We start from the raw sequence: 21,501 nt of genomic DNA, 5'->3' as shown, positions 1-21,501 counted from the left end.
ATAAATAAGCCTTAGACGCGACGAGGCTTCTTAGGCTTTGGACCGTTGTGAGGAACCGGAGTGACGTCCTTGATGGTATTAACAGAAAGACCCTTGGCGATAAAGCTGCGAACAGCTGATTCTCGGCCGGATCCTACACCTCGGATAATAACATCAATTTCCTTGATTCCGAGTTCAAGTGCCTTTTCAGCAAGCACCTCTCCGAGCTTTGCAGCTGCGAATGGTGTTCCTTTCTTAGCACCCTTAAATCCTAGAGTTCCGGCTGAAGACCAGATAATAGCGTTACCTTTCTTGTCAGAAAGCATAGCTTTAGTGTTGTTGTATGTAGCGTCAACGTGAAGTGTCGGTCCTTCGATAGAACGGCGCTTGTTTTTTCCAGCAACGGCAACAGCAGGCTCTTGAGCCGCATCTTTCTTAACGCCTTCAGTTTTTTTATCAGTTGTAATTCGCTTCTTTCCCATAATAATTATTAGCTATGCTTTATTTCTTATCAGCCTTCTTTCGTCCGCTTCCCATAGTCTTTCTAGGACCCTTACGAGTTCGAGCGTTAGTCTTTGTTCTCTGTCCTCGAACTGGAAGACCACGAGAGTGTCTCATTCCACGGTAGCTCTTAATATCTTTAAGGCGCTTGATGTTTTGAGAAACTTCTCGCTTAAGGTCACCTTCAATTTTCACACCTTCGATAAGTGCTCGAATCTTGTTTTCGTCAGCAGGAGTAATTTCTGTAGCTTTCATTCCAAAAGCAACACCAGCTTCAGTTAGGATTTTTTGGGCGCGTGGACGACCAATGCCGTAAATAGCAGTAAGTGCGATTTCTAGTCGCTTGTTATCAGGAAGTGTGATACCCGAGATTCTCATGAACTTGTATTAAAAAATTATCTTTAAATATATAAACTATCCCTGACGCTGTTTATGGCGAGGATTTCCACTGCAAATGACATATACGTAGCCCTTTCTTCGGACCACCTTGCACTTCGCGCAGATTTTTTTGACTGATGCTTTTACTTTCATTGTGTTTTTTCGTGCTACATGCGACGTACAATACGTCCTTTGCCGCCGTACGGATCAAGTTGAATGCTCACCGTGTCTCCTACGAGTACTCGGATCCTATTCAGCCTCATCTTTCCAGCGAGGTATGCGAGAATCTCTTGAGCCTCGCCTTCCTCGGAACCAAGTCGTACCCTAAAGAGCGTATTTGGAAGTGCTTCCGTCACGATACCTTGTGTTTCGGCCGGAGTCTTTTTGTCTTGGGTATCCATTGGTCTTGGCAGTGCGATGTATACTATCAGAAAACAGGGCTAGTAGTCAACAGTTACCTATTATTCCGCCTTTACTACCTCAATTTCTCCCGGTTCTGTAGGGAAAGAAGTTTTCCAAAATGGCCTTACAATTGCCTCAGCTTCTTCAATTCCAGTGTAGGCTGCGAGCACTCCTGAGAGGTTGTCTTTTGATTTTCCAGCTAGGTCTTCGGTAAGTTTTTGTTCATTAAAGTACCACGTAACAGGGACAGATCCTGAAATTCTTAGACGCTGTACGGTATCAGTCCAAGGGCTTTGTGTTTTCTTCTCAGGTTCTGCTGTAACGGTGTCTACTGAGCTAACCATAATACGTTCATCGTTAGTCTGCTTCTTTTTTGAGAGTGCAAGAAGGTAATCAGAGAGTACTTCTTCAGAAAGACGGATTGAGTGCGTGCGTAGGGTTCCAACAAATGTTGCTTCTCCAGCAGTTGAAACTTCAGTTTGCTTTGGTGAATCTTGTTCAGTAAATACAAGTGATGGGATTGCTACAAATCCATCCCCTCCGGCAGAAGCTGCCATTATTGTCTTTCTGCTTTCAATTGCAGTTGCATATGCTTCAGCCACGTCAGCTTGAGACACCTTATTTCGTGTACCACTAAAGCCGCCCTGGATAGGAGTTTTAACTTTCGCGTAAAATCCTGCATATCGCTCATCACCTTCAAGTCCTGGAATCTTAAAATCACCTGTTGCAAGGTTATATGCTTCTCCAGGTGCATCAGCTGTAACTACTGCGTCAACTGACCCAGCCACTTTCTTTCCTGCCACCATCTTATATCCAGGCACAACAACTGCATTCTGTATTCTGTATATCTTTCCTGATGGAGTTTGGAAGCGAGTGTTTTTTACAAATGTCTGAGATCCTGTGCCAAATTCGTTATATATAGTAATAGTTCCTTCAGCTCGCTCTGTCACTTGCTCAGGCTCACCGGCTAAAACAGTGAATTGCACCTGTTCAACTGATTCATCGTGCCTAAATTCTCCTTCTTTAAATTCATAGGTGCCAGAAATGGTGATTTGCTCTTGTTTTGGACGAACAGTGACGGTTGCACCGCCGTAATATTGTGCATATGCATAAAATCCAGCACCAGCAAATGCAAGAATCGCGAGAACTGTTATTCCAAAGCGAATTGATGAGCGAATAGAAGAACTTTTCTTTTCATATCCTTCATATTCATATCCTGAAGTCGATTGAGCGGGGGCAGCTGTCTTAACGGGAACTGGAGTCTGTGCGTACATTGGAGCTTGATATACATGCGGTCGACTGTAATCAGTTTTTGGAGCTTGGATTGGCTGCTCTTCTTTTGGTTTATCTAACTGATGGACCTCATCAAAAACAATCCCCTCTGAACCAGGGTATGATAGTCGCTCGGCAGGGGCACTTGTTCGCTGCGGAGGACGACCTGGGAGTGAAACATTTCTAATTGATCGCTTATCTGGAGGAATGATGTCTTGCATGATGTTTATAATTATACGCCAGTATTGATATACGCAACTATTTTCCTGTGTTTAACGCGCACGCAGCAAACACAACTGCAGGATCTGCTTGCGGTGATGAAGGATCTATAAAGCCTGCGCAGAGCTCTTTTCCAATTTCAACCATAGATATTTCGTCAGCGTGGTTTCCTGCATATGATGCAGTTTCAACTTCTTTTACCGCTTCAGAAATATACACAGAACCCTCACTTCCAATGAGGAAGAATGTGTGCGGGACCACTGCGGATGATTTCATTTGCCTGAGGGATGTTTCAAATGAATCTTTCCAGTCTTGAACGTGTTTTTCAATCTTTGCTCTAATGGAGCCAGTCCATTGTGGCTCTCCTACACCATCAAGACCAAGTCGTGAGAGAGAAAGAGCAACTGAATGTGTGTCATCGTTTGGTGAAAGTTCTTTTGCGAGGTGATGTAATCCTGCTGGAAAGTCACTTTGACCAGTTACGCACGCGTCATCGATGAAGAAAATGGAGGTAATATCATCATCTACATAGATTAAACCTGAGTGGCCGGATGGAGTTGAAGCGATCTTTGCAATACTTTTTGCATATAGCTCACCGACGGTGTATTCATCAATATCGTGGATATTTAGTGCAGATCGAATCGTTCGCTCGACTTCAGATGATAACCTCTCGTGTACAGAGGATACCTGCATGAATCCTTGGATTCGATTCGCTTGCTTTCCAACTGGGTCCTGGAGTTTATACCCATTAACAAGTACATGTTCATAACTCATCCTTACCATCCTCATGTTGTGTTCATTCGCTATTCCTTCCTTTTCCTTTGATGCAAGTGATGAAAGAAACCGTTCTGTAACTAGAAACGGCATATCTCTAAAAATATCTATACGAATTGGCTGGAGCGTGCTCCATAGTGGACTATATACAATTGTTGCTGATTGAATTGCACGGCTTGATCCAAGAGATACCGGAAATGATGGCAGTACTTTCGCCATCTGCTCTCCAAGCGATTTACACGCAAGACGTGTTTTTACAATTCGCTCATCTTCAGACGATGTAAGTGAGACAGAGATAGTTTCTCTTTGTGAGAAAAATATTTTTAATTTGTTTTCTGCGGTACGAGTGAAAGCAATCGCACCTACGGATGCAGACTGTATATCAAAAAGCGCATGTAGCACATCAAATGCCATTTCAAAGATTAGTATAGCACCAAGAATAAATCAGGTGTGCTACTTAAGCACTGCTTTTATTCTGCGGACACCTGAGGCAACTGCTTCTTCTTTGAGAATTGAAAATATTCCAAGTTCACGTGTGTTTGTAACATGAGGTCCGCCACAAAATTCTTTACTTATCGGAGAGTTTACGGGTCCAATTGTGTAAACGGTGACTACATCACCATATTTATCCCCAAATGCATGTGTTGCACCACTTTCAAGTGCAACATCCTTATTCATTTCTTCGTGAGTCACGTCTAGTTCTTGCGTGATCCACCCGTTGACTAGTGTTTCAACTGCAGTTTTCTGTTCAGGAGAAAGTTTATCTGTATGAGAGAAGTCAAAACGTAGTCGTTCTGGAGTGATATTGCTTCCACGTTGGCTCACATGGTCACCTAATATGTTTCTAAGTGCAGCGTTGAGTAAATGTGTTGCTGTGTGAAAGCGCACTTCCATAGGGCTTGTGCCACCGAGACCTCCTTTAAATTTTTTCTCAGAACCAACTCGTGACAGATCTTGGTGTTTTTTAAGTTCAAGATCAAATCCATCTTTATCAACAGAGACTCCTTTTGCCTTGGCTAGCTCAATTGTTAAATCGACTGGAAATCCATAGCTTGAGAAAAGAGTGAACGCATCTATACCGGAAATATTCTCTTTAGAAATCTTTTCAAACTCTTTCATTCCCTGATCAAGTGCTTTTGTGAATTTCTCTGCTTCTTTTGCGATCTCGGCAACAATTACAGCGCCATTGTTCTCGATGTTTGGATAAAACTCACCGTAGTTTTGAGTAAGAATGGTCACCAACCGTTCGATATGTGTCTGGGAGAGTGTTTTTGAGTCAGTATTAAACACCATACGACGGATAATCCTACGTAGAACATATCCTTGATCTGTATTTGCAGGAATTACACCATCAGCAATCATGAATGTTGCCGTGCGAATATGGTCTGAAATGATACGTTGTTTTCGGATATCGCTTGTAAGTTCTTTGGCAACGTGCATGATTGGTTTAAACACATCAGTATCAAAGACATTTGATTTTTTCTGCAGTACTGCGGAAATACGTTCTAGCCCTGATCCAGTATCAACATTTTTCTTTTCAAGCTTTCGAACAATCTTTCCTTCTTTTTTTTCAAATTCCATGAACACATCGTTCCAGATCTCGACAAGTTTTTGTTCTTCGTCAGCTTGGTTATATTCCTCAGGCGTTAAATCACCCAAACCTTCCACTGTTAGGTCGTAAAACATCTCAGTGCAAGGTCCTGTTGGGCCTGTCCATGTGTCTTTTCCTTTTACAGCTGGCCACCAGTTAGCGGTTGCATCTTTAAAATATATTCTGTGTCGTGGAACACCAACGGACTCCCAGATGCTTGCAGCTTCTTCATCACGATCAGCATTCTCATCACCTGCAAATACTGTTACGTACAAGCGTTTTGGATCAAGACCAAAACCTTCCTCTTTAGATGTAAGGAGTTCGAAGCTCCATTTAATAGCATCTTCTTTAAAATAGCTGCCTAAAGACCAGTTACCCATCATTTCAAAAAATGTTAAGTGGGTATTGTCTCCAATATCATCAATGTCACCTGTTCGGACACATTTCTGAATATTTGCGAGTTTGTCTCCTAGTGGATGCGGTCTTCCCATAAGATATGGAACCAATGGCTGCATACCAGCAGTATTGAAGAGAACTGTTGGGTCGTTTTCAGGCACTAACGACGCAGACGGTAATATTGCATGTCCGCGTTTTTCAAAAAAAGCCAAGAACCGGTTTCGTACTTCTTTAGATGTCATATTGATCACACTAATCTAGCATAAAAATTTCGATAATATATAACAAAAAAGGCGTGTTCATTGAACGCGCCCTTAAGAACAACTCCCCTATGTAATTTCCTTGAGTCCTACCGAAACAAGTACCTGGCTCATCATTTGGAGTGTTGAAGTTCCAAAACTTGCGAATCTCAAGATCTTAGTAGCACCTGCGGTGTAGAGGTCTTGAACAAGCACAATCTCCGGCGCGCAATCACTCGAATCACACTTGACGTACCGCTTAGGATCCTCCAAGAACTTGATGCGAGCAAGGTAGCTCGTGTTAACGCCAGCAAGAGTCATTCGTTCTTCAGTGAAGAAGTCTAGAATTTTCATCTTTAGCAAGCCTGAAAATTCTACTGAACTTGGGCCGTTAGATGTTAGTTGTGATGTTAACTCAATCACAACTTCCATTGGAATCCTGTCTCCTTTGTTAATTAGTTTTTGTTGTACGAGCCACGTATGTAGCTCCTTTTTAATTTGAAAGATCTTTCCGCGAATTTCGGTTTGTTTATCCACACAAACCTCCTTTAGTTACAAGAATACCATTAAATATTGATTTGTCAATATTACAGTTAGATATATTCTATAAGTATTTTCGCATCTTCAATCAGTGTTTTTTTTAGATTTGGGTTGTATAGCGCCATAGCGGGGTGGTATAGCGGGATAAAATCAACTTCCCCATGAGGTGCCCTGGCTACAAACTTTTTTCCATGTGCTTTTGAAATTGGTTCGATAGGTACCCCATATGAATTCATGATATGTAGCATAGAGAATCTACCTAAGGTCACAATTACCTTAGGTTGGATGATTTCAATTTGTCTATCAAGAAATGGTGAGTATAGTGCGATTTCCCTAGGAGTCGGATCTCTATTTTCTGGAGGTCTATCTTTTACAATATTTGTTACATAAATTTTTGTCCTATCCATTCCGATTGGCGCAAGAAGTTCGTCGAGTATTCTTCCTGATGCCCCACAAAATGGTTTTGCTGTAAGTGCTTCGTTTTTTCCTGGGGCTTCGCCTATGAAAACAATAGATGCATCGTAGCTACCTTCGCCAATTACAGGAAAATAGTTATTTTCAATTCGATGTTTGTATAAAGGAGATTTTTTAAAAGCAAGAATTTCATCTCTAACCTCTTTCATCAATTCTGTTTTTTTACATGTGAGGTCTTTCATTGCATATGTATCGTATCAAACGTTTTTATACGTATAATTTAATTAATCCATTGACTATCAACAAGTATATATGGTATAATATATATCATAAGTTCAAACAAAGGAGAGCTATGCTTGCTATCCTTATTGCGACTGTGGCAACCCGGGTACACAACATCCGTCGACACTGGTTTCCGACAACGGAAGAATTGAATGCGGACCTGACTCAGACTCAGGAAGAAATCAAGAGTCTACTCCTGGAGTTCGCTAGTATTAGCAACGACACGCACCGAGATTGCACAAGAAGAATGTGGATGATTACATTCACCATTCTTCCTGAACGGTATAACCGGTTCAGGATGCTGAAAGAAAAACTCGGTGAACCAATCTCATAAGAAGATTGGATTGTTCCACCCCCCCATTCACCCGCCATAACAAGTGGCGGGTTTCCTTATTCAAATAGCGAATCAACTGTTTTAATATCAGGTGTCTTTTTAGTCACCTTACTTCCTTTCGTTGGTACCTTCTCTTCCGTAACTTGTACTTTTTGAGAAGTAACTGGTGCGGAAACTGACAATAAGGCTTCTGAGTATCCACAATATTCACAGGTGTCCTTTCGCTTTGGAATACGATCGTCACGTAAACACTTTGCCAGTGTTTCAAGTGTTGCTGGAATCCAATCCGTTGAACCCTCGTATGGAATGACACTTACGTCAAACTCTAACTTCGCATCAAAAGCTGCTGCGTCAGTTTTTCCATTTACATATACGAAATATCCAATCGGTGAGACTTTAAAATCATTCATCTTAAAGAGCCATTGATATATCTCCATCTGGCGCTTGTATCCGTGTTGCCACTCAGCATCAATATTAACTTCCCCATCCTTGCTTGTCGCTTTGTAGTCAACAATGATAAGTGAGCCATCTTCACCCATCCACGCATCATCGATTCCTCCACGAAGAATGAGGTTTGCTGGCCTGTAGTTATAACTGACACCTCGCTTTAAAGCATCACGCCACTCTTCCATCCTGGGGTCTTTGAATGGAACAGCTTTAATACCGTATTGTTCCATTAATGGATGCGGAGTTTCTGCGGCACGGTGAGTATCAAACTCTTTCTTTAAGAGTGTATCAACTGCATTGTTGAGGTTAAATGGAAATGACTTTGGGCGGCCAATGCCAAGTCGTTGGTCTAGGTAAAAACAACGTGGACACTCAATAAAAAGGTCAACCTTTGATCTACTTAAACGAAAAGGCTCTTTCGATGCAGGATCGAAGAGCCCTCTTGTTCTTCTAAAGTAACCTTTTTTAAATGAATCTGCCACTCGTTCGAAGAATAATTATACTATTCAGCCTTAAATGTCTCTTCAAGAAAAGCACCAGTTGATGTTCGTGCTGGAGCATCTACTTTGTGATCAAACTTTTTGTCACCATTGTCTGTGTAAATTACAGCGTGGTATGTTGCACCTTCTGTAGTAGCACGTAGAAGTTCAACTTTTCCTTCTGGTGAACCGGGGAAATATAGTCGTGCTCCAAGAATCCTTCCTTGTTGACCTGAAACATCTTCAGTAATTACAACCCATGTTGGAACTGAGACTGTTGCCTTTGCAAGTACACTCATTCCTGCATCTTGGTCAGCAACTTCAAGATCAGTATTTACTGATGCTGGAGAACTTGTATTTGTATTGTTTGTTGTATTTGCTGTTGTATCTGTGTTTTCTGAAACTGTTACTGTTGTAGATGCGTTTTCAGTATCATCTAGTCTTTCCGGCATTTTCTGGTCGTCTTGCATAAAGCCCCATGTAAGTGCAATACCCACAATTAGACCGATCAGTCCTGAAATAACGATTGTTGCTGTGTTTTTATTCATACGGTTTTATTACTAATTACAGGGGTAATTATAGACCTTTTGTTGGGAAAAGCGAGCGAGCCTCGGCAAGCACCGCCTGGGTGTCCTCAGGGGTCAACTGAAGGACTTTTTCAACAATCTCCTGCTTATCTAATATATCTGAAACAAGCATCATTCCCTGAGCAATGAGCTGCTGCTTTTGAACATGCGAAAGAGTTGAAATGAGTGTGATTGGATATAAATTCAAGGTGGTAATGAAATATTCCAACCCCTTTCCTGGTGGAGTGTTCCACCCAATCAAGTTTAATCCTTTACACATTGCATACTCAAGTGCGGAAAGTGTAAATTTTGTATTGGTAATAAGCATTCCTGTTGTCATTTTTCGTGGTACACCAAGAATATCGATCGATTGGTTGAGTAAGTCATCGAAACGCGCCTTTACATAGAGCGCAACTTTCAAATCAGACTTAATACCAAGTTCATTATGGAATTTAATTTCACATACAATTAATTCCTTGTCATTAAACGCAATAACATCAACTTCATGCATCGCGCACTCACCGCGGAGATATTGATCTAATAGAACTTTATATCCTTGTTGCTCAAACACTCTTGCTACAAACTGCTCAAAAGGAAATCCAGTTGGCCCGAGCATTGAGACCGCATGTTTGAGTGAATACTTTGGTGGATGGAAGCTACCTTTTGACTTAAGTTCATGGTACGCCAACTCATAAATTTCTGAGGTAGTCATCCCCTCATGTAATTTCAATTCAATATTCCCAGCAATTTCTTCAGCAATCGCTGAAGCCGCACCAGTAGCTCGTAAAAAACGTAGTAATTTTTCTCTGCTGAAATCTTCCTTTCCTCCTCCCGACTTTATGATCTGCATGTACGGATTATACCTCCTCCAACACATTCGTCTTTGATGTAGATAACTGCCGATTGCCCTGGCGCCACTCCGTCTTGTGCTGTATCAAAAGTTATTGTCATACTTCCTGACCCTACATGTTTTAAAGTGCCTGTCTGTGGCTCTTGTCTATATCTAATGCGCACTAACACAGTATCTGACTCAGTGAGTTCCTTTCGAAGGACAAGATCTTGTAGTTCGATCTTTTTTGTCTTTGTTGAAACATCTCCTGTAATTCGAGCGGATACGGTAATTGTGTTTGCGGCAATATCTTTTGCGACCACATAGAGTGGTGTTGGTGATGGGGTGTAGAGGATAAAGCCGTGTCTTTCTCCGATTGTAAAAAATGTAGCACCATCGTGTTCACCAATGGTGTTTCCGTGTACATCGAACACCAGACCCTTTTCGGATGGGATGTAATGTCGTAAGAATTCTTTCATGTCTACTTCACCCAAGAAGCAGATTCCTTGACTGTCTTTTTTTTGTGCATTTGGCAATCCAGCCTTTGTAGCAAACGTTCGTACGACAGATTTTTTATATCCTCCAATTGGAAACATAACTTTCTGTAGTATCTCTCCAGGAATAGTCCATAGAAAATAACTTTGATCTTTTTCTTTGTCCACTCCTTCTTTGAGTACCCCATCTGAAACTTGTGCATAGTGGCCAGTGGCAATTACATCAGCTCCATGATTGAGCGCAAAGCGAAAAAAAGTTCCAAATTTAATTTCTTTGTTACAAAGCACATCCGGATTCGGTGTCCTTCCTGCTTTATATTCAGCAATCATATGGTGTGCCACAGAATCTCGATACTCTGCTTCAGCGTCGCATGTTAGAAATGAAATCCCGAGGTGTGCAGCAACACGCATTGCGTCTCTTCTCTCTTCTCTCCAAGTACATGGAAGCCACTCTGGGTACCAGCCCTTGATAAACACACCTGTAACGTCGTGCCCAGCTTTTTGTAGTAGGTACGCTGAAACAGCACTGTCTACCCCTCCTGAGAGGCCAACAAAGACTTTTAGTGCCCGTTTCTTCATCCGCGTATCTTAATCTAGATACTTCCGCTTGTTAAGCACGTGTTCGTCGTGAGTACGTGCGTATCGCATGTTTCCATCATCGTCTGTGAGGAAGTAATAGTATGGCGTTGCCTGTGGACGAAGCGCTGCTTGAATTGACTCAACACCTGGGTTTCCAATTGGAGTCGGAGGTAAACCTTTTCTTGTGTATGTATTGTATGGAAAATCAGCCAAGAGGTCTGCTTCTGATAATTCTGCTGAGTTTTTTCCAATGCTGTAGACAAATACTGCATCAACTTGAAGCGGCATTCCTTCTTTAATCCGTTTCCATAAAATTCCTGCAACAATACGACGTGTTTCATATTGACGCGCTTCACCTTCGAGGATTGATGCCATTGTAATAATATCTTCCTCAGTCCTTCCTGAACGTTGAATTTCACCTTGGAGAGAGGCAACTTTTTCTTTGTATGTTTCCTCGAGTTTCCTAATTACATCATCTGTACGAGCTTGTGGAAGGAAAATATAGGTATCTGGGAATAGGTATCCTTCTTTTCCTTCTGTTAATGTCATAAATTCATCAGCAGAAAATCCACGCAACTGTTTTTCAAATATACTTGCCATGTCTTTTCGTGGAGTACCTTCTGGAATTGTTATAGAGATAGATTCAATTCCATACTCACCATCGATCACGCGGCGTGCAACTGTTGGGGTTCCAATTGTTCCACTGAATGTATAAAATCCTTCTCGAATTCCTTTTTCTTTTGCTTCAAGGATTACCAGGATCTTAAAAAATGATTCACTTCTAATTACCCCACCGTCCTTAAGGCGAGACGCAGCAGCGTCAAGTGACATACCTGGAGAAATTTCTATAACCGTGTTTTCAGGAACACGAACAGGGATCACCGTGTATAGCGCGGCAAGTATACATACACAGGCAATAGCAATTCCTACAATGAGATATCTTTTTTTTGCGTACATCATGCTATATAGGCAAATTTGATGGTGGATTTGAACGCTTAGACATAATGCGTGGCAAGTTTGGAGTTGTAGCAACAAGACCTGGGAAGTGGAACATGGTTGCGATCTCTTCAGTATTCATGACAAATGTTTTTCGCTTCCAAACACCAAAGAACGCACGGCGCTTATACAAATCAAGCATTTTCTTCTTGTCTTTGTTCACTCGCATGTTTTTAAAATCTTGCCATGGGTAATCGTAGTTTGTTCCATTGTTTGGTCCAAAGCTATTCATCGTATTCGAATTAAATTGTCGTACAGATCCCATGAGCCCCCCACGACCTACACCACGAAGCGCAGTTGGGGTTTCACCGTAGTAAATTGCCCGAATTCCAGCATCAAATGGAAGCTTGGACACGCTTCGATCAATTGCAGCGAGCTTATCAGCTTCACCTTTGGTTGCGATACGAGGAAATTTTTCCTTATCACTTGCAAGAGAATCCAAAATCTTCTGCTTTTCTTTTTGTGCTTCGTCTGCCCAGTCCACCTTTTTTCGAGAAGTTTTACCTGTCTTTTTGTCTTTCACAAATACTGTTTTTTCCTTCTTGTGCGCTCGCATGACAATTTGGATCCACACTTGTTCTCCAGGCCTGAGCGATCCAAGGAATTCCAAAAGTGGTGTCATTGGGTCAATCTTGTTCTCTTCTTCTTGTTGCTTATCTAGGCCGTAATCGATATATGTCTTAATTGGAATAGGACTTGCAGCGAGCTTGGTAAATTCGATACCGAACAGATCGTTTTGACCAGGAGTAAAGCTAATTGCTTTTGTGTAATCTACAATTTCAGATATTTCAACGTCTGGGTATTGTGCGTAAATTTGAGATTCAACAATATCCTTAAGACCTTGCTCGGTCCAAATGAAAAAGTGAATCTCTCCACCGAGAGACACGAGTTCAAGGGAAAATATTGGGCGTGACTGCCCTTTAATGTTTCTATCTATCCATGTCGACTCACGAGAAGTCATATACAGTGACGTCAAGAACAACTCCATCGCGAGTGGGGTTTTTAAGATGTTTTGAGGAAGCTTTACCTCAAGGAGTATTTTGGGATTTTTATCTGCAAACTTTGCTTGCGCATAATCTTTCCAGGCGTCCCAGAAAATAAGTATAGCTGCTACGAAAAGTAATACAGGAATAAATGGGGCGACAAGGCGTAGCCCGTTGAAAATGTCTGACAGAAATCCGAACGCAAAGTCCATGTCCATATATATTAGCATGTACACAAAACCGACCTTGCGGTCGGTTTGTATTTCTGTGAATCAGTCTATTAGTTAGAGAGTGAGTACCTTCCTTCTTTATCTCTCTTGAACAGCTTTTGGTTCTGGAGATTTACAAGGATAGTATTTTCTTTAACATATCGCTCTTTGAGTACTCGGTCGATAATATCTTCCTTTTTAAGTGGTCCGTGTTCACTTAAAACTTTCTGGATAACATCCTTAACAACTCCTGAGATGTATCCCCATTCCTTAAGTGCATAGAGTCCTCGTCCAACGAGTACGAATCGAGGATCCTTGATAAGCTCGTTATGAGTTGTGGCAACGTGTGCCTTCTTTCCGAACACTTTGCTAATTTTCTTTGCAACTTCTGTGAAGTGAATTGGAGAACCATGTTTTCGTAGCACAAGGAATGCATAGTCACGCATACCTTTAGCGTTTACGTTTGGAGAGTGAGCAACACCCCATTCACCGAGTGGGTTTTTGCCGATACGCTTTGAAATTCGAAGCCATCGCTTAAGGATTTCTTCGTTTTTATATTCAGCACCTACTGTTGTGAGGTTTTCAAGGAATTTTCCAATAATGTCTTGCTCAGCAATGAGTTCTTCATCCGTGAGGCTTTCGTAGAGCTTATGGAGTGACATGTGGACAATATCCGCAAGGTTATCGTCGATGTGCCATCGTTCATTAAAATGATCGTCTTCTTTGAGTTTCTTGAATTGCTGTCCTAGTACCAAGATGAGGTGGAGGTGGTTTTGAACACTCTTGTCTTTACTGATGTGCGCGAGAATATCTGCTTCAGTAGTGATACCACCAAAGTCCTTAATTGCCTTTTCAAGCTCTGCAAATGCAGGTTGTTCATCAGTATATGGCTTTGACTTACGAATTGCCATGAGAGCATGGTTTTCGATCTGTCGAACACGTTCACGGGTAATACCGTAACGCTTTCCAATAGCGTCAAGCGTCATCCGTTCATTGTCCTTTCCAAGACCATAACGGGAAATAATCACATCACGGGCACGTTCTGAGAGCACAGAAACAAGCTTTTTGACGACCTGCTTAGGCTTTATGGTTAGTGTTGCGGTTGGCATGGATAATAATTTACTACAAATTACATAAAGTGTCAAATATAGACACTATCTGGACAAATGTGGATAACTTCTAACAGGTATTACAGAACAAAATTCACAATCCTTCCTGGCACATAGATCACCTTCCTGATCTCCTTCCCAAGGAGCCATTGTTTAACGATGTCTGCTGCCTCTTTTTCAACCAGCTCTTGGGTTGCATCAGGAGAAATTGCCATCTCCCCTCGCACCTTCCCGTTAACTTGCACTACTACTATTTTTGTCTTTTCAACAATCTTTGTAGGGTCAAATTGTGGCCATGGAGCAAGATGGATTGTGCCTTTTCCTCCCAAATGCTTCCAAAGTACTTCAGCAATATGAGGTGCAAATGGAGCTACAAGTTTTAGATATTCCACATATAAGACCTTTGGCACAGAGGTTCCATTTTTCAACTCATCATCAAAGGCGTTAATTGCAATCATAAGTGTTGAAATTGCTGTATTGAATTGCATGTTCTCAATGTCCGCTCCAATCTTTTGTATGGCAAGATTTACGATCCGCTCCAACACTTCACTTGGCTGCGCTTTTGAGGCAGAGGCATTTTTAATCAAGATTCCACACTTCCAGACACGTTCAATAAACCGGCGTGAACCGATCATGTTTTCAGTACTCCAAGCAAATGGTTGGTCAAATGGACCAGCAAACATCTCATACACACGGAGTGTGTCAGCTCCATAGAGTTTAACTAGACTATCTGGTGAGACTACGTTACCAAGTGACTTAGACATCTTCACTCCACCTTCAGCCAAAATCATGCCGTGGGCAGTTCTTTTAGCAAACGGTTCTGATGTTGGAACTACACCAATATCAAAAAGAAATTTGTGCCAGAAACGTGAATAAAGGAGGTGTAATGTCACATGCTCCATTCCACCGTTGTACCAATCCACTGGATTCCACGCTGAAAGCACTTCAGGAGCACCGATAGCTTTGCTATTTTTTGAATCAGCAAATCTGAGCCAGTACCAACTTGAACCCGCCCAGTTAGGCATAGTGTCAGTTTCCCTCACACCTAGAGCCCATTTGGAGCTTGCGGGCACATTCTTGGCCTTGTTTTTGGTAATTGTCTTTCCTTTAAGTGACTTAACAGGAATAGTTTCTCCAGTTTCTAGGTTATAGAATACATGCAACCAATCTTCTGCAGTTCCAAGGGCACTTTTACCATCTCCTTTTGGTGCAAAATCTTTTACGTTAGGTAGTTCAACTGGTAAGAATTTTTCAGGAATAGGGACAGCGCGAACTTCTTTGCCACCCTTTCTTGCGGTAACTGCTTCTTTTGGAAGTATGGCTCCAACTTTTGAGTCAACTGAAATTTTCGTGTAGTCCTCAGCACTGATCCATACAATTGGAAATGGTTCTCCCCAATATCGCTGCCGTGAAAATACCCAGTCACGTAACTTAAAGGTGGTAACTGCCTTTCCAAATTTTTCAGTAATTTTTTTCTTTGCCTCTTGCGTCGTCGTTCCAGAAAATTCTTTTGAGTCAACAAGTGCATCATCAACAACCACCGTCTTTACCGGTAAGTTATATAACTTTGCGAACTCTAGATCTCGTTCATCGTGTGCAGGAACTGCCATAATCGCTCCAGTTCCATAATCAGCAAGGACATAGTCAGCTACCCACACAGAAACACGCTCACCGGTTGCTGGATGAAGTACATATACCCCTTCAAGCACTACACCACTTTTTGTCTTCGCCTCAGCACGCTCTAAATCACTCTTTAAATGTGCTTCTCGGATGTATTTCTCAACTGCTGGGATGTTTGTAAGTGTTACTTTAGGAACCTCGTTTGTAATGAGTCGAGAAACTAACGGGTGCTCTGGGGCAACCACGAGGTATGTAACTCCATAAAGTGTATCCGGTCGTGACGTGAATATATCAATTGATTCAGATGAGCCTTCGATTGGAAACGAGAATCCTCCACCTTCACTTTTACCAATCCAATTTCTCTGTTGGGTTTTGATATTTTCAAGGAAGTTTGTTCCTTCAAGATCAGCATCAAGTCGAGCAGCATATTTAGTAATCGCGAGCATCCACTGTGAAAGTGGAATACGTACACACGGGAAACCACCTCGTTCACTTTTTCCATCTATAACTTCTTCGTTTGCAAGTACAGTACCAAGTGCGTCACACCACCACACCAATGTTTCCTTTTGGAATGCGAGTCCGTGCTTGAACAATTGAAGGAAAATCCACTGGGTGAATTTGTAATATTCTGGATCTGTAGTATTTATTTCTCTGCTCCAATCAAAAGAAAAGCCGAGTGCCTTTAATTGCTTCCTGAAGTTATCAGTATTTTTCTTTGTAACTATCTTTGGATGTATTCCTGTCTTGATGGCGTATTGCTCAGTTGGTAACCCAAAGGCATCCCAACCGATTGGGTACAAAACATCAAATCCTTCCATGCGACGTTTGCGGGAAATGATATCCATAGCCGTGTTACTACGAATGTGGCCAACGTGAAGACCTTCTCCTGATGGGTACGGGAACTCGATCAACCCAAAAAACTTCTTACCATCTCTGGGTTTTTTAGGTGCTTGGTACGTTTTATCTTTTTCCCACTGTCGTTGTGTTTGTTTTTCTACTTTATTATGGTCGTACTTCATATGGTGCAGGCATTATTGGCTGCACAAAGCCATTATTCGTCTGTGGAAATACCACCGATCGATCAAAGCAGTGCTTGCCAGCTGGGTGAGATATGAAAGTTTCATATCCTCCATACATCCCTGAATTGTCCATATCCTCAAAGCGTGTTGTATCAACTTCAAACGTGGCACAAACTTGGTATTCGGTGCTAGAAACCACTTTGTATTCAAACTCCTTACCTGTAACAGGGTCAGTAAAGTTTGTTTTTCCTCCATAGTTCGCAATATTTGCCTCGTCAACTGTTGTTGGTAGTTTACGCTGAGACTCAGCAAACATTTGTATTGCTTGATCAACTTGTGACAACGCGCTTGAACGTTGCTCATCAAGCTCGAGTGCTCGTTGATCCATTGGGGAACCAATGTACACGAAACCAATAACAACAGAGATGATCACAAGAAGCGCGATAATAGCAGAGTGAATCTGGAGCGCGAGTTTTGATTGTCCGAGACGGAGAGACTCGAAGTAATACACAGTTGAAACTGCCATTACCACAAGTAGAACAAGACACTTAAGTACAAATCGAGTTGTCACTTCTCCTCCGAGGAACTTATACACAAGCGTTGAAAGCGTTCCAAGTGCAATTGCGATTGTGACAGAGACAAGGAGATACACAATCCAGCGAGACACACCAAGAATTGGAAAACGATTCACACCATCAACTACAGGTGCACCACTTTTAACAGTCCTATAACCTAGCCACGCAAGAATGAGGTATACAGGAAGTGCAAATACAAGGACAGAAACTGCCATACGCATTGCATCAAGTGTTGATTTATATGAGTAGTAGTAATTTCCGTACCGGTCTAATGAGTCAGGAAAATTAAGATTAATAGCTGAAAAATCAATGCTGAGTAATGCAAAAACAGTAACTACGAGTCCCCACAACATGCCCATGTGGATAAAGAAAGAACGCCCGGAATGTGTATTCATGAGAGAAATGCTACAGCAATTCCTCAAGCTTGGCTATATCCCGCTCTATTTTCTTGAGTCCTTCTTCAAAGAATAAATCATCTCGAACATTAATTCCCGCTGCTGCAAAAATGTCTTCCGGGGACGCATTTGATCCTGCAGAAAGAAATTGTCTGATTGTAGATTCATTAATTTTTCCACTCATGAACATTTCATAGAGTGCCGTAGAAATGATTTCTCCAAATGCATATGAGTATACATAGAAGAAATTTCGCAGGTGTGACCAGAATACAAAGAAATACCCGTCATCTTCGGTTAAAGAAACCTTGGGTCCGAGATACGAGGACATGTGTTTGTTTAATAACACTGCAATCTCCTCTTTTGACAGGCTTCCCTTTGCTCTAATCTGTTCATGGAGCTCTACTTCAAAGTTAAAGCAGGCAATCTGCCTAAATACTGTAGAGATAGACCCTTGGATTCTGTCATGGAGTGCAAAAATCTGTTCCTTTTTTGAAAGTGTTGGGAACACCTGGTCAAACGCAAAGTTTTCAAAGAAGGTACTAGCCACTTCTGCAGTTGCAGTTGAATAGTCTTCATATAATGCAGGTTGATTTTCAGAAGAAAACTTTGAATGGAGTGCGTGACCCATTTCATGCGCCATTGTAGTGACCGAATTAAAGTCAGGAACATGGTTTAAAAGTACAAATGTCGGCATGTTCCGTCCTGAAGAGCAATATGCACCCCCGTGCTTTCCTTTTCTTGGAAAGACATCGATTTGACCGTTGACTAGAAATTCATGAAACGTTTTTTCATATTCATTTCCAACTTTTCCAAGCCCAGCTTTTACAATTTCTACCGCCTCATCAAACGGAATAGCGCGCTTTTTTACACCTTTCATTGCAACCTGGGCACTACGATCTGCGTATGTAAGCTTCTTAAGTCCAAGCATTTTTGCTTTTACTGCATAAAACCGGTGGGCAATGGGAAAATGCTTTGTAACTGTTTGAACAAGCCTCTCTACAGTCTCTGGCTCGTTTTGATAACCTAGAATGGTAGCTGAATATGGTTTTTCATATCCACGAAGCTGATCTTCAATCTTTTTGTCAGTTACGACTGCATTTAATTCACTTTCTGCAAAGTCTGATAAGGATTTAAGTTGAGTACTAATCAAAGCACCTAGTGTATGTCGATCTTTTGTAGGAAGTGACGAAAGGATTCCACCCGCTTCTGTAAGGGGCATTTTCTTTCCTTTCCACTTAATTTCTTGTTTACCTAATAGTTTTTCGTTACCCCGAACCCACAATTCATGTGCAGGAAGATTTTTTAGGTTTAAAATCTTTTCTTCTGGCTCAGAAAGAACATATTTCGCATGATCAAAAATTTGCTGTAAAAAATATGTAAATTTCTTTAGTGATTCACTTTTAAGAAACACCTCCTGCTTATCTTTTGAAATTCTTGAAAGTGCTATTGGGAAAAATAGTATTTTATTTGAAAGTTCACTATACCTTTGAGAAAGTGCAGTTAATTTTGCTTCAGCTTCTACATCAGCACTATTGAGGTGTGTGCGATACATGAAATATCTAATTGGTTTTTCAGTATCGAGTTCTCCATATAGTGTTTCGTAATCAGTGAGCGCGGAAAGAAGTTCTGATTCTTCGGTCAGGTATGTTGTGTTTTCAGAATATTTTTGTGCAAATGTTGCATATACTTTTTCTGCAACTTGAATGTCTTTCTCAATCTGTGGATCATTGAGATCTTTATATAGAAGTGACAGGTTCCAAGTGATATTTTTCTGTTTAGTTTTCATACATTCCAAGTGTACTACATTGAGTTATGCACATGCCATGTTGAATATTACTTAGTAACTGCTATCGTTACATTTAGACAGGTTCGCATGGCGCATTTTCTCTCCCTCCACCGTTCTCGGTAGTGTGAACGTCACACACCGAGAACGGTTTTTCTTTAGAAAGTATTATATAATTTGATCACTCTTAGAGAGACTGACCAATCTTTCTATTTCTCTAACCGGCTATCCGCTTAGAGATGACATGAGAAGGTTACCGCAAGAGTCAGGGGTCTAGTAGCGACAAGTGAACGACTTGTACACACCGCCCTGACACATTCTTGCGGTTTTTTACTATCAAAATTTTAAACACTATGATACCGACATCTTCTACTTGACAGATATCATGGATATGCTATACTAATCCTTGATCAGTTGATCAAGATTTTCGGCAGTCCCAGCCCACAAGGGTGCCCGTGGACAACCCCCTCGAAACTTCGGTTTCGAGGGGTGTTTTTTTGTCTAAATCCTAAACTCTATCACACCACCATCTTCCAATTCCTTACTTTTGCTGATTATTGTCCTGGAAAGTAATTTTTTGAATGAAAGCGGGTATGAGTTTTTGATGTCCAGCAAAGATTGGATCTGGTAGATTATTTAAATCAAACCAATTCCATTCTGCAAATTTTTCTGGTTCAGTAACCTTAGGTTCACCTTCCCAATTTTTTGCAAAAAAATCTATATGGACATAATGAGTATCTTTTCTAGGTTCATTAACTAGATGTAGAAACTGAAGATCGTTGGACTTTATACTTGTCTCTTCCTCCAACTCTCTTGCTGCAGCACCTGCAAGTGATTCACCCCATTCGAAGTGACCCCCAGGTAGGCACCAAGTTCCATATCCAGTCTTTCCAATACGCTTTCCTAGTAAAAGCTTTCCATTTTTGAGTACAAATACATTGACTCCGATTTTTGGATAAGTTTTTTCCATGGAAATATTGTATCAGAATTTTCCTAGATCTTAAACTCAATCACATCCCCATCCTTCACCACATACTCTTTTCCTTCGGTACGAACTAGACCTTGTTCACGAGCTTTTCCATATGAGCCAGAATCAAGTAGATCTTTCCAATAGACAACTTCTGCACGAACAAATTTGTCTTTGAAGTCAGTGTGAATTGCTGTCCCAGCAAGGGGCGCTGTCCAACCTTTTATAATCGTCCAAGCACGAGTTTCAGTTTCTCCGGTAGTGAAATACGTAATGAGTCCAAGGAGTTCGTATCCTTCACGAATTAAGTTATTAATTCCATCATCTTTACCTCCTAACTCAGTACGAAACATTTCTTTCTCGTCACCTTCCATATCCTTTAGCTCTTCTTCGATGCGAGCATCTACTAGGACATATCCCGCACCTGATTTTTTAATAAAATCTATAAGCGCTACGTAACGCTCGTCATTTACCTCATCAAGATTCTTTCCTCCACCTTTTTTATTCAACACATAGAGAATGGGCTTCATGGTAAGGAGATGGAGATTTTTTACAGCCAAAGCCTCTTTTTCATCCATGTGCACTGTCCGTGCAGGGTTTCCTGCTTCAAACGCAGCAATTAATTTTGTAATTAATCCTTCTTCAACGATTGCATCCTTGTCTCCACGCTTAACTTCACGTTGGATATTGTTTTTTCGCTTTGATACTGTTTGGAGGTCTGCGAGGATAAGCTCAAGGTTAATTACTTCAATGTCTTTAAGTGGATCAATCTTTCCATCAACGTGGATGATATTATCGTCTTCAAAGATACGTACTACCTGTGCAATTGCATCCGTCTCACGAATGTTTTGTAGGAATTGGTTACCAAGTCCCTCACCTTCAGAGGCCCCTTTAACGAGACCAGCGATATCTACGAATTCAACCGCAGCTGGAATTGCTTTAACCGAACTAGAAAATCTAGCTAATTTATGTAGTCGTTCATCAGGTACCTCAACGACACCCACCGATGGATCAATGGTTGCAAACGGATAGTTCGCTGCTAGCACACTCTTCTTTGTAAGTGCATTAAAGAGCGTTGATTTACCAACATTTGGAAGCCCAACAATACCGATCGATAACTTTGCCATAGA

Annotated in this window: 22 protein-coding genes; 1 reads left to right on the top strand and 21 read right to left on the bottom strand. The window is 41.3% G+C overall.

What is annotated here, in order from left to right; genetic code table 11:
• Positions 1 to 11: 11 nt before the first annotated feature.
• The 9 genes from rpsK to PLF31_00165 all read right to left on the bottom strand — a co-directional run bounded on the left by rpsK (position 12) and on the right by PLF31_00165 (position 6,947).
• The gene (rpsK, locus tag PLF31_00205) at positions 12 to 461 is read right to left on the bottom strand and encodes a 30S ribosomal protein S11 (GenBank protein ID HRH25885.1); all 450 of its coding nucleotides are present in this window, start codon (positions 459 to 461) and stop codon (positions 12 to 14) included.
• A gap of 19 nt (positions 462 to 480) precedes the next feature.
• Positions 481 to 858, bottom strand: coding sequence for a 30S ribosomal protein S13 (gene rpsM / locus PLF31_00200; protein ID HRH25884.1), 378 nt, complete (start codon positions 856 to 858; stop codon positions 481 to 483).
• Positions 859 to 894: 36 nt separating this feature from the next.
• Entirely contained in the window at positions 895 to 1,011 is a 117-nt protein-coding gene (gene rpmJ / locus PLF31_00195; GenBank protein ID HRH25883.1) for a 50S ribosomal protein L36, read from the bottom strand.
• Between the two features lie 14 nt (positions 1,012 to 1,025).
• Positions 1,026 to 1,259, bottom strand: a complete 234-nt coding sequence (infA, locus tag PLF31_00190; GenBank protein HRH25882.1) for a translation initiation factor IF-1 — start codon at positions 1,257 to 1,259, stop codon at positions 1,026 to 1,028.
• 60 nt (positions 1,260 to 1,319) lie between these two features.
• Entirely contained in the window at positions 1,320 to 2,753 is a 1,434-nt protein-coding gene (locus PLF31_00185; GenBank protein ID HRH25881.1) for a hypothetical protein, read from the bottom strand.
• 37 nt (positions 2,754 to 2,790) lie between these two features.
• Positions 2,791 to 3,939 (bottom strand): hypothetical protein, encoded by a 1,149-nt coding sequence (locus tag PLF31_00180; protein ID HRH25880.1) that lies wholly within the window; start codon positions 3,937 to 3,939, stop codon positions 2,791 to 2,793.
• A gap of 39 nt (positions 3,940 to 3,978) precedes the next feature.
• Entirely contained in the window at positions 3,979 to 5,754 is a 1,776-nt protein-coding gene (locus tag PLF31_00175) for an alanine--tRNA ligase (GenBank protein ID HRH25879.1), read from the bottom strand.
• Positions 5,755 to 5,841: 87 nt separating this feature from the next.
• Entirely contained in the window at positions 5,842 to 6,288 is a 447-nt protein-coding gene (locus PLF31_00170) for a hypothetical protein (protein ID HRH25878.1), read from the bottom strand.
• Between the two features lie 56 nt (positions 6,289 to 6,344).
• A complete protein-coding gene (locus PLF31_00165; GenBank protein ID HRH25877.1) occupies positions 6,345 to 6,947 on the bottom strand; it encodes a uracil-DNA glycosylase in 603 nt (200 codons plus the stop codon).
• Positions 6,948 to 7,081: 134 nt separating this feature from the next.
• Here PLF31_00165 and PLF31_00160 point away from each other — a divergent pair, with 134 nt between their 5' ends.
• Positions 7,082 to 7,321: a hypothetical protein gene (locus tag PLF31_00160; GenBank protein HRH25876.1), complete on the top strand. Its 240-nt coding sequence runs from the start codon at positions 7,082 to 7,084 to the stop codon at positions 7,319 to 7,321.
• Positions 7,322 to 7,377: 56 nt separating this feature from the next.
• On the opposite strand, the gene PLF31_00155 is transcribed toward PLF31_00160, so the two are convergent.
• The 12 genes from PLF31_00155 to ychF form a co-directional block, all read right to left on the bottom strand.
• Positions 7,378 to 8,250 carry a PD-(D/E)XK nuclease family protein gene (locus tag PLF31_00155; protein HRH25875.1) on the bottom strand — a complete coding sequence of 291 codons (873 nt, stop codon included), beginning with the start codon at positions 8,248 to 8,250 and terminating at the stop codon, positions 7,378 to 7,380.
• Between the two features lie 20 nt (positions 8,251 to 8,270).
• Positions 8,271 to 8,795: a hypothetical protein gene (locus PLF31_00150; protein HRH25874.1), complete on the bottom strand. Its 525-nt coding sequence runs from the start codon at positions 8,793 to 8,795 to the stop codon at positions 8,271 to 8,273.
• Positions 8,796 to 8,823: 28 nt separating this feature from the next.
• Positions 8,824 to 9,663, bottom strand: a complete 840-nt coding sequence (locus PLF31_00145; protein HRH25873.1) for a YraN family protein — start codon at positions 9,661 to 9,663, stop codon at positions 8,824 to 8,826.
• A complete protein-coding gene (mnmA, locus tag PLF31_00140) occupies positions 9,651 to 10,715 on the bottom strand; it encodes a tRNA 2-thiouridine(34) synthase MnmA (GenBank protein HRH25872.1) in 1,065 nt (354 codons plus the stop codon). The genes PLF31_00145 and mnmA overlap by 13 nt, the downstream gene beginning before the upstream one ends.
• Before the next feature lie 9 nt (positions 10,716 to 10,724).
• On the bottom strand, positions 10,725 to 11,675 hold the full coding sequence (mltG, locus tag PLF31_00135; protein ID HRH25871.1) for an endolytic transglycosylase MltG: 951 nt from the start codon (positions 11,673 to 11,675) through the stop codon (positions 10,725 to 10,727).
• 1 nt (position 11,676) lies between these two features.
• The gene (locus PLF31_00130; protein HRH25870.1) at positions 11,677 to 12,912 is read right to left on the bottom strand and encodes a hypothetical protein; all 1,236 of its coding nucleotides are present in this window, start codon (positions 12,910 to 12,912) and stop codon (positions 11,677 to 11,679) included.
• 62 nt (positions 12,913 to 12,974) lie between these two features.
• Positions 12,975 to 14,012: a sigma factor-like helix-turn-helix DNA-binding protein gene (locus tag PLF31_00125; GenBank protein HRH25869.1), complete on the bottom strand. Its 1,038-nt coding sequence runs from the start codon at positions 14,010 to 14,012 to the stop codon at positions 12,975 to 12,977.
• 80 nt (positions 14,013 to 14,092) lie between these two features.
• Positions 14,093 to 16,651: a leucine--tRNA ligase gene (gene leuS, locus PLF31_00120; protein ID HRH25868.1), complete on the bottom strand. Its 2,559-nt coding sequence runs from the start codon at positions 16,649 to 16,651 to the stop codon at positions 14,093 to 14,095.
• On the bottom strand, positions 16,635 to 17,621 hold the full coding sequence (locus PLF31_00115) for a DUF5671 domain-containing protein (protein HRH25867.1): 987 nt from the start codon (positions 17,619 to 17,621) through the stop codon (positions 16,635 to 16,637). The genes leuS and PLF31_00115 overlap by 17 nt, the downstream gene beginning before the upstream one ends.
• 10 nt (positions 17,622 to 17,631) lie before the next feature.
• Positions 17,632 to 19,407 carry a M3 family oligoendopeptidase gene (locus PLF31_00110; protein ID HRH25866.1) on the bottom strand — a complete coding sequence of 592 codons (1,776 nt, stop codon included), beginning with the start codon at positions 19,405 to 19,407 and terminating at the stop codon, positions 17,632 to 17,634.
• Positions 19,408 to 19,945: 538 nt separating this feature from the next.
• Positions 19,946 to 20,374 carry an NUDIX domain-containing protein gene (locus PLF31_00105; protein HRH25865.1) on the bottom strand — a complete coding sequence of 143 codons (429 nt, stop codon included), beginning with the start codon at positions 20,372 to 20,374 and terminating at the stop codon, positions 19,946 to 19,948.
• Positions 20,375 to 20,397: 23 nt separating this feature from the next.
• Positions 20,398 to 21,498, bottom strand: coding sequence for a redox-regulated ATPase YchF (ychF, locus tag PLF31_00100; GenBank protein HRH25864.1), 1,101 nt, complete (start codon positions 21,496 to 21,498; stop codon positions 20,398 to 20,400).
• Positions 21,499 to 21,501: the final 3 nt, after the last annotated feature.

This window comes from Candidatus Paceibacterota bacterium (assembly GCA_035438625.1).
Classification (GTDB): Bacteria; Patescibacteriota; Minisyncoccia; order Phycocordibacterales; family DAORIS01; genus DAORIS01.
This window is presented reverse-complemented; position numbering and strand designations above follow the sequence as displayed.

Bases quoted from the DNA above. Each gene is read 5' to 3' on its own strand.
- rpsK (HRH25885.1), bottom strand. From the start codon at position 461: ATGGGAAAGAAGCGAATTACAACTGATAAAAAAACTGAAGGCGTTAAG.
- rpsM (HRH25884.1), bottom strand. From the start codon at position 858: ATGAGAATCTCGGGTATCACACTTCCTGATAACAAGCGACTAGAAATC.
- rpmJ (HRH25883.1), bottom strand. From the start codon at position 1,011: ATGAAAGTAAAAGCATCAGTCAAAAAAATCTGCGCGAAGTGCAAGGTG.
- infA (HRH25882.1), bottom strand. From the start codon at position 1,259: ATGGATACCCAAGACAAAAAGACTCCGGCCGAAACACAAGGTATCGTG.
- PLF31_00185 (HRH25881.1), bottom strand. From the start codon at position 2,753: ATGCAAGACATCATTCCTCCAGATAAGCGATCAATTAGAAATGTTTCA.
- PLF31_00180 (HRH25880.1), bottom strand. From the start codon at position 3,939: ATGGCATTTGATGTGCTACATGCGCTTTTTGATATACAGTCTGCATCC.
- PLF31_00175 (HRH25879.1), bottom strand. From the start codon at position 5,754: ATGACATCTAAAGAAGTACGAAACCGGTTCTTGGCTTTTTTTGAAAAA.
- PLF31_00165 (HRH25877.1), bottom strand. From the start codon at position 6,947: ATGAAAGACCTCACATGTAAAAAAACAGAATTGATGAAAGAGGTTAGA.
- PLF31_00150 (HRH25874.1), bottom strand. From the start codon at position 8,795: ATGAATAAAAACACAGCAACAATCGTTATTTCAGGACTGATCGGTCTA.
- PLF31_00145 (HRH25873.1), bottom strand. From the start codon at position 9,663: ATGCAGATCATAAAGTCGGGAGGAGGAAAGGAAGATTTCAGCAGAGAA.
- mnmA (HRH25872.1), bottom strand. From the start codon at position 10,715: ATGAAGAAACGGGCACTAAAAGTCTTTGTTGGCCTCTCAGGAGGGGTA.
- mltG (HRH25871.1), bottom strand. From the start codon at position 11,675: ATGATGTACGCAAAAAAAAGATATCTCATTGTAGGAATTGCTATTGCC.
- PLF31_00130 (HRH25870.1), bottom strand. From the start codon at position 12,912: ATGGACATGGACTTTGCGTTCGGATTTCTGTCAGACATTTTCAACGGG.
- PLF31_00125 (HRH25869.1), bottom strand. From the start codon at position 14,012: ATGCCAACCGCAACACTAACCATAAAGCCTAAGCAGGTCGTCAAAAAG.
- leuS (HRH25868.1), bottom strand. From the start codon at position 16,651: ATGAAGTACGACCATAATAAAGTAGAAAAACAAACACAACGACAGTGG.
- PLF31_00115 (HRH25867.1), bottom strand. From the start codon at position 17,621: ATGAATACACATTCCGGGCGTTCTTTCTTTATCCACATGGGCATGTTG.
- PLF31_00110 (HRH25866.1), bottom strand. From the start codon at position 19,407: ATGAAAACTAAACAGAAAAATATCACTTGGAACCTGTCACTTCTATAT.
- PLF31_00105 (HRH25865.1), bottom strand. From the start codon at position 20,374: ATGGAAAAAACTTATCCAAAAATCGGAGTCAATGTATTTGTACTCAAA.
- ychF (HRH25864.1), bottom strand. From the start codon at position 21,498: ATGGCAAAGTTATCGATCGGTATTGTTGGGCTTCCAAATGTTGGTAAA.